Below are 12,284 nucleotides of genomic sequence, written 5' to 3'. Positions count from 1 at the left end.
AGAGGTGTATAATTTGTATCAAGCGTTTGAAAAGCTCACGCAGGAAAAAAAGGATTTGATTATCAAGGTTGCCATCGAGGAATTTTCCCAAAATGGCTTCGAAAAAGCATCCACAGATACGATTGCGAAAAGAGCTGGAATCTCAAAGGGCAGTCTTTTTCATTATTTTAAAAGCAAGAAAAATTTGTTTGTCTACTTAGCCGAGCATGTCATGAACATGTTAATAGATACGATTATGGATGTGCTCCGCCACATGCAGGCCGATGATTTTTTCGAGCATATTATTGATATTACACTCATGAAACAGCGTATCGCCTATCAATATTCCTCTGAAACCCAGTTTCTTTTGAACGCACTTATGCATCCGCCTGTTGCAGTGAAGCCGGAAATGGAAACCATCCTGGCCAAGCAGTGGGAAACGTATCAGCAAAATTTCATGTATAAATATGTGTATCAAAAGGAGCTTCTTGATCATGAACGCTTGCGACCAGACGTAAATGAAGATACAGTTGTTGAAATGACAAGACTGCTTGTTGAGAATATTTCGAATAAATATCAAATGATGTACAGAGACCAAAATGTGAATCTGTTTGAATATCAGGATCAGATATTGAAGGAGCTGCAGGATTATTTTTCAATTATAAAGAACGGGATTTATCGGTGAAGGGACTTGGGGTTCAAGCCCTTTTTTTATCCTATAATAATAGATAAAAAACAGATTTCTAGTCTACTGGGATCGATCATGCTATGATGACGCTAATTCTATTATTCGAAGGAGTAATAATCATGACGCAAACTTTTGATGCACTCGTTGTTAATAAACAAGAAGAACAATTTTTTGTTGAAGTTCAGAAGTTAACCCTTCAGGATTTACCTGAGAGTGAAGTCCTAATCCGTGTTCACTATTCTGGAGTGAACTATAAAGATAGTCTCGCCGTCATTCCTAATGGCAATATTGTTAAGACGTATCCATTTGTACCTGGGGTTGATTTAGCAGGAGTTGTGGTTTCGTCAAGTGATCCACGCTTTCAAGAGGGGCAAGAGGTGATTGCGACTAGCTATGAGATCGGTGTTTCTCATTTTGGTGGATTTAGTGAGTTTGCTCGTATCCCAGCGGATTGGATTGTTCCTCTTCCAAAAGGGCTTTCGTTAAAGGAGTCCATGATCATTGGAACAGCAGGTTTTACTGCCGCATTGTCCGTTCAACGACTAGAAGAGCATCATGTTTCTCCTAAAAAAGGAAAGGTGCTTGTCACAGGTGCAACAGGCGGCGTTGGAAGCTTTGCAGTCTACATCCTTTCTGCTTTAGGCTATCAGGTCGAAGCAAGCACAGGTAAAGAATCTGAACACGAATATTTAAAAAAACTCGGAGCAACGACCATTGTTTCACGCGACGAGGTATATGATGGAAAAATAAAAGCATTAGGCAAGCAAAAATGGGCAGCTGCTATTGATCCAGTTGGCGGAGAACAACTTGCTGCTATCTTAAGTCAAATACAGTACGGAGGTTCCTTGGCTACAAGTGGGTTAACAGGTGGGACGAAGGTGCCAACCACCATCTTTCCATTCATCCTTCGAGGTGTAAACTTACTCGGAATTGATTCTGTCTATTGCCCAAAGGAAACACGTTTGAACATATGGAATCGTCTAGCAACTGACTTCAAGCCAGCAAACCTAGATGAGCTTATTCAACAAGAAGTCACTCTTGACCAGCTACCTGATGTGCTGCCTACCTTATTAAAAGGACAAGCACGAGGTAGAATACTTGTAAAATTGTTTTAATATGTACATCTTTCCTAAAGGAGGAATTCCCCCTTTAGGAAAGATGGTGATTTATCCAACTTTCAGTTCAATCATATCAATGATTGATTCATCCTTTACTAGTATAAAGTCAGTATGAATATAATTTGTACCAAACAAATTTCGCAGATCTTCATATTTTAAATGCGTTGCTTTTACTAAAACATCATCTTCTTTATAAACATAAATCGAAAAATAGGTTTGTAAAAATCCCAAAAAAACATCCACACTTATACCAAGTTTCTCAATATATTCACTATTAAATTCAATGAATCCTAGTAAGGATTTACTATTTTCAAATAAGTTTGTCATTCCTTGTAAAACAAATGGTTCATATCCCTCTACATCAACTTTAAACAGTACAGCTTCGGAGATCCTTTCTCTACTAAATAAAGTATCTATTTTTATAGATTTGATTGGGACCTTTTCAATTAAGTTATGAGAAGGGATGTAGGTAGCAGAAGATGTGCCTGACCAATGTTTATCTATAAAAAAAATCTTTTCTTCATCGTCCTTATCAGAAGCAATCGCGTTAATGATTGTGATTTGTGATTTATTCGGATGAACATCTTTCGAGCGGTTTATGTATTTAAGCAAATGGCTGTTTGCTTCAATACCATAAATTTTTGTATTTACAGGGTATGTGGCAGAAAAGATACACTCTCCATAATTAACCCCAACATCAATAACCAGATCTGGCTTAAATTCATTAACGGCCTTCGACCAAAAATGTGTCAGCCTTTTTTGAGTAATCCCGTTGCTAATTAGCAAAGCTCTTCCACGGTTTTCTTCGGAATCTACATAAAGGGTATTGAAACTAGGCAGCATGACTTTGTCTGGTAACTTTTTAATATTTAAAGTCTTGTACTTAAGCAATATTCCTAAATCAATTAAAAATTTCCATGTTTTCGGGTAATTTTCCCATATTCTCATTAGGAAAGGTTTTCGAATAGCAGCTTTGATCTTCAAGTAGCGCCCTCCTATAAATCAATCATCTTCTTTAGAGTATAAAATTATCAGAAAAAAATGAAAATCCTTTTTAGAGGTTCTTAATAGAAACTTTACAATTCATCCAAACTTCACACTAACGACACCCCGATTATATCTTCTAGAGAGTGCGTCTGTGCTTTAGGACCCCAAAGAATAGTACGATAAATACAATTCCATACAGAAAAATCCAGCCAAATTGCCAATAGTAGAAATCAGGTATCGATTTCATGTTATCTTTTGAACTCATCATTTCTAAAGAGAAGCGAATAGGCGGTAAAATCCAGATTAGCCCTTTTAAGAGCAAACTTTTAAACGTAGAAAGTGCTACAGAAAAAACGAGGATACTCATCACTCCCCACCATGTATTTCTCTTATTTTTCACTACGTCTCTAGTGAAGAGGGCCGATAAGGCGATGGATAAAATAGATAGACTAAAATGAGACATAAACCCAAGAATTATATGCAGTGGACGAGTCTCGCCGCCAAACATATCAAAAACAACTGGATAAGCTACTGACACGGCGCTTAGAAAAAGACCAATTAAGACACAAATAAGAAATAGAGCAAGGTGATAATCCTTTGAACTTTTGGCATGAAATAAGGTAATCTGTTTTAACCCCTCATCTTCAGCATGAAATACCGTTACGGTAAACCATCCCATGACGAAAAAGAGAACGACAGATGTATAGGAGTAGCTGTCTAATATTGGATTCGGCTCAAACGTATAGTTCACGATAAGAGATATAATAAAAATAGAAAGAGGGGGAACATATCGGTAAGACCTTAAGTAATTAATTGATTGATAGATCAATAAGCCTTTCATTTTCTTTTCCTTTCATTTAGAAGTAGTTATCGAACTCATGTATCCTATTTAATTGCCTGATCGAAGCCCCTTTTTGTAAAAGTTCAATTAATATTTTGTCTGTATGTTCTCGTTTTACAATGACCTCAACCTCATTAACCTCGTTATTCAAACGAATTTCCTGTTGAATTTTGATAAAGGGAAGTAATTCTATGAATGATTTCTGTATAGAAATTTCGAAAACAAGTCTATTATTTTTAGTTCCAAGTATGGAATCTTCTTGAACTACTTGATGATCTTTAATGAATAGAATACTTTCAACTAGATTTTCTAGTAATTTCGTTTCATGACAAGTTAAAACAATGCTTAGCCCTCTTTCTTTTAACAGCAAAAGAATTTCTTCTAGGTCTCTTTGTGCCTTAGGATCAAGTCCAGACAAAGGCTCATCTAATATTAGAAGATCAGTGTCTTCAAGCATCGCTTGCATAATGGCAACCTTCTGTTTCATTCCTTTAGAAAAATTTGCAATTCTAGTATGACGATCATCATGCAAATGAAAGGTTTCTAGCAGGTCACCCACTCTCTGACGCAATTGTTTCTTATCCATTCCCCTAATATTACCCATATGAGTAAGATATTCTTCCGGAGTAAACGGGATTTCCACGGGAGTAACTTCTGGAACATACCCAATTTTTAACTGCTGTATATAGTTGTGAATTTGACCACCATCCGGTTTTACAAGACCCCCAATTATTTTTAGTAGAGTACTTTTTCCAGAGCCGTTCTTACCAACAAGCGCTACAATTTGATTAGCACAAATTGAAAAAGATGTTTTTTCTAAAACCTTTTTGTCATGATAAGATTTGGTAATATCCTTCAATTCCATAATCGTTTTCAAGTTTACACATCTCACTTTTAGTTATTAAGTTTGTAAATAAAAGATATAATTACTAAAAATTGTAACATGATTTTTAAGTACTTACTCCTAATTCACCATTAATAACTTAAAAATTTCATATTTCTTTATCGTTTTGATTTATAGCGTGTTAATCTAAGGAAGCCGTTCGTTAATTGTATAACTATAAAAGACTGCATCCAATACTAGATGCAGCTTCATCATTATTTATGAATTTTTAGTGTACTCATCTCATATCCTTCCGCCAAAACAGGTATATTAAATTGCGCTTTTTGAGGTGAAGCTTTCACTAAAAATACGGTCCCTTCATTATTATTCACCTCGATACGATCTACGATATATCCTTTTTCGGTGTAAATATACCATTTCTTATCGTGTTGTAATATGGTTGTTTCATTTGGCTTTTGCTTTGCTTGTTCCCATTGCTCTTTTAAATCATATGGTATTTTTGCATTAATATCTCCACTTGTTATTCCAGGTGCTAGAACCTTTTGCTGTAAAAAACCTTTTATTTCTAGTTTAGGAGTAAACAATTCAGTATGAACAGGTACATTTACTTCCAAACTCAAAGGATGTAAATAGTCCACAATCTCTCCATTCGAATCATAGGTTTCATACTTCACTAATATCCCTGAATCTTTATCCACCCAAAACCGAAAAGATTGAAACCTATGCTTATTCACATTTCCTTTTAGCACGACTGTATTATGGTCTAAAAGCTCTTCATTTTGTTTTTCGATTTCCCATGTGTTTAAATCTCTCGTATAATTCGATGCAATTTCATAAGGAAACAAGGAGCTTTGTGCGACGCCAATAGGCGGGCGCTCACGATAGTTTGTTACAGGAATTCCTTCTTGATCTATCGAAAAAGCATCTTCAATTTGTAATGTACTAGAACGTTTTTCTTCGACATATTGATATTTGATATAACTACGGGTTTCATGGTCAACACCCCACAAATATCCTTTTCCATAGTAAATAAATTCATCGACACTCTTTCCGTTCTCTTCAGTTGATACTTTACTGTAGCCACCAGGTTTATGATTTAAACTCAGTTCATAATCGACAATCAGTCTGCTTCCGCTTGTTACATATTCAAATTTTCCTTTAGCCGTATCAAAATAATCAACTGAATTAATCATCTTTGTTAATATCTCTTTTTTTGTCATATCCTTTGTATATTCTTCCTGCTTCGGTGGTGTATAAATGGTACTGGATTTAAGCTTCTCTTGGGTTTCAGTTGATTGTTGATCTGTTTTTCCATTAAATAAGCCCGCTTCGATGCTTAAGTAAGAGGCGATTCCCAAAAACATGATGGTTGCAATGGCTGCACTCAGTATTGGTCTAAAACCCTTCTTAATCGGAGCTTCCTTTTGATATAAAGATCGCAATACATGTTGTTTGTGCTTTTCTTCAAATCGAATGTCATTCAAGACGGTTTCATTCATTTTATTTTTTAAATCATTTAATTTATTCACCATAAGTCCCACCTTCTTCTAAAGCTTTTTTTAATTTCATCCGTCCTCGATGCAAACGGGTCTTGATCGTATTTATATTCACCTTCAATAAATCCGAGATTTCTTCAATTTTGAATGATTCATAGTAATAGAGAATGATGGCCTCTCTTTCTTTCAATGGCAAATCCAGTACTTTTTGTGAAATAAATTCATTCTCATTTTCATGACTAGCTTGGACTTTTTTAAATGGGAGATATTCCGTGAAAACTAAGTTTTTGTAAGCCCAGCTTTTCCTTACATCCTTACATCGATTCACCGTAATTCGGATGAGCCAAGTTTTATAGGAAGAGCCTTTTCGAAAATTATCTAAATGTTGAAAAGCCTTTAAAAATACATCTTGGGCAACATCCTCCGCTAGCTGCTTATTTTTCAAAAATGTATAGGCTATTTGAATAATATCGTTCCCATACTCCTCCATCAGCCACCTTAATATTTCTTCGTGATTCATTTCATCACAAATTTCCTCTGTAAAAACACGCGCTTTTTCAATCATTTATTCCCCACCAATCTCGGAACTTTAGTAATTAGACGACTCATCGTAAAAATAGGTTCGCTTTTATAATAAAAGGTTAAATATGGTATTCTACCAATATCCTACTATGATTTGAGGTTTTATGGATGTATAGACGAAATCGATTTGCCTATGGGACCATGATTATGATTGTTATGATTTTAGGCTTATCCTCTAGAAAACTATCGTTCGTTATCCCTGATTTTTTAGATCTTTATTTGGGGGATGTATTGTGGGCGCTGATGATATTCTTTATGATTGCTTTCTTTTTGCCGACCATAAAAACAAAGTTGGTTGCGATTATCGCAGTCTTATTTTGCTTTTTTATAGAAGGAAGCCAATTGTACCATGCTGAATGGATCGACAAGATTAGACATACGACATTAGGCGGATTGGTGCTTGGATATGGATTTTTATGGAGTGATCTCGTTTCGTATGTAATAGGCATTGGAATTGGAGTCATAATCGAGTTTGTACGAGGGAAAATTCGAGATAAGGATATATGATGAAATAAAATAGAAAAGCTCCTCTCTTTTCAACATCAACCTCCATCATTTTCTCCCTCTTTTTTATTCATAATTTTTAAAATTTTAGAATATTTTAAAAAATATTTTGTTTCTTAACGTCATTTTTTGTATCTTTTTGTAGGTTGTTCATAGAATAAATCTCATACCTTTACATAAATTTAACAGATTAAACAGGACTTCAGTAAATGTGTTAAAATTTATATTCACTGTATTAAAATCTAGGGGGATGAATAATGGAGAGTTTTGTATCTAGTTTAAATGGTATTTTGTGGAGCACACCTGTCATTTATATAGTGTTAGGTGTAGGGTTAATCTTTTCTATCTTATCTCGTTTTTTGCAAATTAGGCACATTAAAGAAATGATTACACTTATGTTTAAAGGGAAAAGCTCTGAAGCAGGTGTTTCTTCTTTCCAGGCTCTTTCTATCGCATTATCTGGCCGTGTAGGAACGGGGAATATTGCTGGAGTGGCTACAGCCATCGCATTCGGTGGTCCTGGAGCAGTATTTTGGATGTGGTTTATGGCTTTTATTGGTGCATCAACAGCTTTTATTGAATCTACACTTGCACAAATTTATAAAGTGAAGCACGAAGGTCAATATCGAGGCGGTCCAGCTTATTATATTGAAAAAGGGATCGGTTCAAAATGGTTTGCGATCCTCTTTGCTTTCGCAGCACTTATTGCTATGGCTATTCTAATGCCTGGCGTTCAATCGAATTCCATTGCTACTGGAATTGAAAATGCTTTTGGAACACCTAAATATTTAACAGGTATTGTAATCATTCTTTTGTTAGGATTTATTATTTTCGGTGGGATTAAGCGTATCGCAAATGCTGCTTCACTTATCGTTCCATTTATGGCATTAGGCTATATTTTATTATCGATTGTGATTGTTGCCATGAATATTTCTGAACTGCCAGCTGTCATTTCCCTTATTTTTAAAAGTGCCTTTAACTTAGAAGCTGCTTTTAGCGGGATGATGGGGATGGCAATCGCTTGGGGTGTAAAACGTGGTATTTATTCAAACGAAGCTGGACAAGGTACAGGCCCTCATCCAGCAGCAGCAGCAGAGGTATCACATCCTGTTAAACAAGGCTTAGTACAAGCTTTTTCCGTTTATATCGATACGTTATTTGTTTGTTCCGCTACAGCGTTTATGATTTTGTTTACTGGCATGTACAATACACAAGCTCCTGATGGCACTTTTCTAATGAATAACCTAAAAGGTGTAGAAGCGGGTCCTGGCTTTACTCAAGCAGCAATCGACCAGGTCCTTCCAGGATTCGGAGCGGGCTTTGTGGCAATTGCTTTGTTCTTCTTTGCTTTTACAACGATTATGGCGTACTACTATATCGCAGAGACAAATTTATCTTATTTAGTTCGTAAAAACAATAATATTCCAATGATGCTATTAAAATTAGTTCTTTTAGCCTCGACTTTCTACGGAGCGATTAAAACGGCTAATTTAGCTTGGGCTCTAGGAGATGCGGGGTTAGGAATCATGGTTTGGTTAAACATGATTGCCATTATTATTCTAGCGAAACCAGCTCTCGTTGCCTTAAAAGACTATGAAGAACAGAAAATGCAAGGAATTGATCCTGTCTTTGACCCTAAGGCATTAGGAATTAAAAATGCTGATTTTTGGGAAAAAGAATATGTAAAAGATGAAGAAAATGCTTCATAATACTTTTCGAGACAATGGAGGTTAGATTTAATTCTAACCTCTATAAAACCTTTTATTTTTTATATCCTAAAAAAATCCTTTCCATTAACACTATCTGCATAGTAAACTAATGTCATAAATGGACGCAATTTTCTGAAAAGATGAACAATTTTCTTTTTCCAAGGGGGAATTAAAGGTGAATACAACAGAAAAACAACTATTCTCAGAGTATAGCGTTTCATCCTTCTATGATGAGATGTTTTCACCCAATAATGAAGTAAGAAAGCACTACGAACAGGTCCATCGCCAGTTACAGGATATGGGCTCTGAGGAATTGATCAAACGGCAGCAATCCACTGAAGCGCAGATGGTGAAGCAAGGAATCACCTTCACGTTATATCATGAACAGCATGCCGACCCCCTTGAACGTACGATCCCTTTTGATACCATTCCGCGTATTTTGACAGCGGAAGAATGGAGCTTCCTTGAAAAAGGATTAAAACAGAGAGTATCGGCATTGAATCGATTTATTTACGACATTTATCATGAGCAAAATATCATACATGACAAGATTATCCCTAGGAAGCTGATTGTCACCAACTGTTACTTCCGTCCAGAAATGATGAATGTCCAAGTACCAGAAAATACGTATATTACGTTATCTGGAATTGATTTAATACGAGATGACAATGGAGAGTTCTATGTTTTAGAAGACAATTTACGTACTCCTTCTGGCATCTCCTATTTATACAAGAATCGCCAGCTCATGAGCCAATGTTTACCAGAGTTATTGTTTCATAACCAAGTTCGCTACATGGATCATGGCTTGAATGACCTTTTATCTGGTCTAAGAAGCATGGCACAAAGTGGCAAGAGCGAGCCGAAAGTCGTGTTATTGACACCAGGTCGATATAATTCAGCATATTATGAGCATTGTTTCCTTGCACAAGAGATGGGAATTGAACTTGTAGAAGGCAAGGATCTTGTCGTGATCGATCATAAAGTGTATATGAAGAGCTTTCATGGTCTAGAACAGGTAGATGTCATTTATCGTAGATTGGATGACGACTATTTAGATCCTCTTGCTTTCCTGCCAGATTCCCTGTTAGGAGTCACAGGTCTTATGAATGCTTATCGAGCAGGAAATGTGACGATTACCAATGCCCCTGGTACAGGTGTGGCAGATGATAAAGCCATCTACGCCTATGTACCAGATATGATTCGCTACTATTTAAATGAGGAACCAATTTTAAAAAATGTTCCTACCTATATTCTCTCTCGTGAGGATGAACGAGAATATGTTTTGAATCATTTATCTGAGCTTGTCGTAAAAGAAACTTCACTTTCAGGCGGATATGGGATGCTAATCGGACCTCAAGCAACGGAAGAAGAGATTGCTTTGTTTGCTGAAAATATTAAGCAGGACCCAAATCGATACATTGCTCAACCAACGATTAAGCTTTCAACAGCTCCTTCACTTATTGGAGATAAAATCAAGCCACGTCACATCGACTTGCGTGCGTTTGTGATCGCTGGAAAAGAAATCAGTGTCGTTCCTGGAGGATTAACAAGGGTCGCTTTGAAAGAAGGCTCCTTAGTCGTAAACTCTTCTCAAGGCGGCGGCAGCAAGGATACTTGGGTTCTTGATTGATCGTATTTCACTTGATATTTGATAGAAGAAAGGTAGGAATATTCAATGCTTAATCGTGCTGCTGAACAATTATTTTGGATCGGTCGTTACATGGAAAGAATTCAAAACCATACTCGTTTAATTCAAGTTGGCTATCATATGCGCCATGAGTTAAATAGAAGCACTGCCCAATCCGATTTTGCTTGGGAAAGGCTTTTAGAAAGCTTTAATTGCCAAAAGGATTTTTACCAGGATTATGCTGAAGCAAATGAAAAAACAGTGCTTCATTATATTACCTTTGACTCATTAAATATCAATTCGATTTATTCTTGTATCAAACACGCTAGAACGAACGCTCATGCAGTAAGAGATAAGCTTCCGAGCGAATCTTGGGAGACCTTAAATGCACTCTACCTTTGGATGCAGGAAAAAGATATTGGTGATGTGTTAATGGAAACTCCTTACTTATTTTTTCAAAAATTGAAGGAATGGATTGCTTTATTTAATAACAGTCTGGAGTGCTCCATGCTCCGTCAAAGTGAATGGCACGTGCTGCAAATGGGAATTTCGATCGAACGTTCTGAAAATATGGTCCGTATGCTCAGATCCATTCATCAAGAGTTTCTTTATGATTCAACGTTTGTGCACAGTCATGATCAATATCACAAAATGTGTGCCTTTTTAAAATCCTTGAATGCCTATGAAGGGTTCCGGACAATATGTGCTAATGACATGCAAATTGGAAAAATTGTTGAGTTTTTAATGGGCTGTGATTTGTTCCCGAGGTCGTATTATACTTCATTGATCACGTTGGAAACGCATTTAAAGGCGTTGCAGCAGTTATTGCCTTATACTTCTTTATATTACAAAGCAGCTGGGAAGCTTGAAAAATTAATTTCTCACGTTACTTACTTGGAATGGAGTCACTTATCTATGGATTCTTTACAAGAGATGCTCAATGATTTGCTCTTGTCTTCGAATGAAATAGGTGCTCTTATTACAAGAGCATTTTCACAAGAGGAGATGGTAAGAGTATGAAAATACAAATTTCCCATATGACTCGCTATCGTTATGAAGCACCGGTTTTCAATAGTGTAAATGAAGTGCGCTTAACACCACGCACGAACGATCGCCAATCGTGTCATCATCATTCAGTCTTCATTAATCCGACAGTGCCTTTGTTTACGTACGAGGACTATTTCGGCAACCGAGTATATAGCTTTTCCATTGCTGATCCGCATGATGAAATTGTCATCAAAACACACTCGATTGTTGCTACTTATGATGAGAAGATCGAGGAGGTCCAACAATATCCGCTGGAAGAGGAACTAAGAATCCTCTCGAGTGAACAATATCAAAACGACTTTGCTGAATATTTGACAAACACAGCCTATACATTTCTAACTCCAGATATCAAAGCATTCACAGAGGATACACAAAATAGTCCAGATGTTACGAGTGTGTATCAAATTATCGAAAACATCTCTGGGGCTATCTATACACAATTTAAGTATGATCCTGAAGCAACCGATGTACACACCACTGTCGCTGACACGTTCAAGCTGAAACGAGGAGTATGCCAGGATTTTGCCCACTTGATGATTTCCATGTGTAAGAGTCTTGGCATCCCAGCTCGTTATGTGAGCGGCTATCACTTTGTCGGTGATCTCCAAGGTGGACACGCTGACTTTGAACAAGCCTCCCACGCTTGGGTAGAAGCACAAGTCCCTGGAATTGGCTGGTTAGGCTTTGACCCCACCAACAACGGCAAAGTCAACTGGCGCTATGTAAAAATCGGTCACGGACGCGACTACAAGGATATCGTCCCAATTAAAGGAAGCTACCGCGGCGTCGCCAACCAAACTCTTGAAATAGCTGTCGACGTACAAAAACTTGAAAATTAACAAGGAGAACCGGGTTGGGTGCC

12 protein-coding genes are annotated in these 12,284 nt (G+C 36.9%); 7 read left to right on the top strand and 5 right to left on the bottom strand.

What is annotated here, in order from left to right; all coding sequences use genetic code 11:
* Positions 1-4: 4 nt before the first annotated feature.
* A complete protein-coding gene (locus FDO66_RS03680; protein ID WP_258535560.1) occupies positions 5-664 on the top strand; it encodes a TetR/AcrR family transcriptional regulator in 660 nt (219 codons plus the stop codon).
* Positions 665-786: 122 nt separating this feature from the next.
* On the top strand, positions 787-1,782 hold the full coding sequence (locus tag FDO66_RS03675) for an NADPH:quinone oxidoreductase family protein (RefSeq protein ID WP_141431040.1): 996 nt from the start codon (positions 787-789) through the stop codon (positions 1,780-1,782).
* A gap of 51 nt (positions 1,783-1,833) precedes the next feature.
* On the opposite strand, the gene FDO66_RS03670 is transcribed toward FDO66_RS03675, so the two are convergent.
* From FDO66_RS03670 to FDO66_RS03650, 5 genes are all read right to left on the bottom strand, one after another.
* Entirely contained in the window at positions 1,834-2,769 is a 936-nt protein-coding gene (locus FDO66_RS03670; RefSeq protein WP_141431039.1) for an FkbM family methyltransferase, read from the bottom strand.
* Positions 2,770-2,908: 139 nt separating this feature from the next.
* Positions 2,909-3,613: an ABC transporter permease gene (locus tag FDO66_RS03665; protein WP_141431038.1), complete on the bottom strand. Its 705-nt coding sequence runs from the start codon at positions 3,611-3,613 to the stop codon at positions 2,909-2,911.
* Positions 3,614-3,629: 16 nt separating this feature from the next.
* On the bottom strand, positions 3,630-4,490 hold the full coding sequence (locus FDO66_RS03660; protein WP_141431037.1) for an ABC transporter ATP-binding protein: 861 nt from the start codon (positions 4,488-4,490) through the stop codon (positions 3,630-3,632).
* Positions 4,491-4,711: 221 nt separating this feature from the next.
* On the bottom strand, positions 4,712-5,989 hold the full coding sequence (locus FDO66_RS03655; protein ID WP_181444435.1) for a sigma-E factor regulatory protein RseB domain-containing protein: 1,278 nt from the start codon (positions 5,987-5,989) through the stop codon (positions 4,712-4,714).
* Positions 5,979-6,518: a sigma-70 family RNA polymerase sigma factor gene (locus tag FDO66_RS03650; RefSeq protein WP_141431036.1), complete on the bottom strand. Its 540-nt coding sequence runs from the start codon at positions 6,516-6,518 to the stop codon at positions 5,979-5,981. Before FDO66_RS03650 ends, FDO66_RS03655 begins: the two co-directional genes overlap by 11 nt.
* A gap of 125 nt (positions 6,519-6,643) precedes the next feature.
* On the opposite strand from FDO66_RS03650, the gene FDO66_RS03645 reads away from it, so the two are divergent.
* The 5 genes from FDO66_RS03645 (at position 6,644) to FDO66_RS03625 (ending at position 12,261) form a co-directional block, all read left to right on the top strand.
* Positions 6,644-7,042: a ribosomal maturation YjgA family protein gene (locus FDO66_RS03645; protein WP_141431035.1), complete on the top strand. Its 399-nt coding sequence runs from the start codon at positions 6,644-6,646 to the stop codon at positions 7,040-7,042.
* Between the two features lie 254 nt (positions 7,043-7,296).
* Entirely contained in the window at positions 7,297-8,748 is a 1,452-nt protein-coding gene (locus FDO66_RS03640; protein ID WP_141431034.1) for an alanine/glycine:cation symporter family protein, read from the top strand.
* A 175-nt stretch (positions 8,749-8,923) separates the two neighbouring features.
* Positions 8,924-10,378 carry a circularly permuted type 2 ATP-grasp protein gene (locus FDO66_RS03635; RefSeq protein ID WP_395939742.1) on the top strand — a complete coding sequence of 485 codons (1,455 nt, stop codon included), beginning with the start codon at positions 8,924-8,926 and terminating at the stop codon, positions 10,376-10,378.
* 45 nt (positions 10,379-10,423) lie between these two features.
* Positions 10,424-11,395, top strand: a complete 972-nt coding sequence (locus tag FDO66_RS03630) for an alpha-E domain-containing protein (protein ID WP_141431033.1) — start codon at positions 10,424-10,426, stop codon at positions 11,393-11,395.
* Positions 11,392-12,261: a transglutaminase family protein gene (locus FDO66_RS03625; protein WP_141431032.1), complete on the top strand. Its 870-nt coding sequence runs from the start codon at positions 11,392-11,394 to the stop codon at positions 12,259-12,261. The genes FDO66_RS03630 and FDO66_RS03625 overlap by 4 nt, the downstream gene beginning before the upstream one ends.
* The last annotated feature ends 23 nt before the right edge of the window (positions 12,262-12,284 follow it).

Source organism: Bacillus sp. 03113, assembly GCF_006546985.1.
Classification (GTDB): Bacteria; Bacillota; Bacilli; order Bacillales; family Cytobacillaceae; genus VATK01.
The sequence above is the reverse complement of the archived record's forward strand: the minus strand, read 5'-3'. Positions and strand labels throughout refer to the sequence as shown.

Bases quoted from the DNA above. Each gene is read 5' to 3' on its own strand.
- FDO66_RS03675 (WP_141431040.1), top strand. From the start codon at position 787: ATGACGCAAACTTTTGATGCACTCGTTGTTAATAAACAAGAAGAACAA.
- FDO66_RS03665 (WP_141431038.1), bottom strand. From the start codon at position 3,613: ATGAAAGGCTTATTGATCTATCAATCAATTAATTACTTAAGGTCTTAC.
- FDO66_RS03655 (WP_181444435.1), bottom strand. From the start codon at position 5,989: ATGGTGAATAAATTAAATGATTTAAAAAATAAAATGAATGAAACCGTC.
- FDO66_RS03650 (WP_141431036.1), bottom strand. From the start codon at position 6,518: ATGATTGAAAAAGCGCGTGTTTTTACAGAGGAAATTTGTGATGAAATG.
- FDO66_RS03645 (WP_141431035.1), top strand. From the start codon at position 6,644: ATGTATAGACGAAATCGATTTGCCTATGGGACCATGATTATGATTGTT.
- FDO66_RS03640 (WP_141431034.1), top strand. From the start codon at position 7,297: ATGGAGAGTTTTGTATCTAGTTTAAATGGTATTTTGTGGAGCACACCT.
- FDO66_RS03630 (WP_141431033.1), top strand. From the start codon at position 10,424: ATGCTTAATCGTGCTGCTGAACAATTATTTTGGATCGGTCGTTACATG.
- FDO66_RS03625 (WP_141431032.1), top strand. From the start codon at position 11,392: ATGAAAATACAAATTTCCCATATGACTCGCTATCGTTATGAAGCACCG.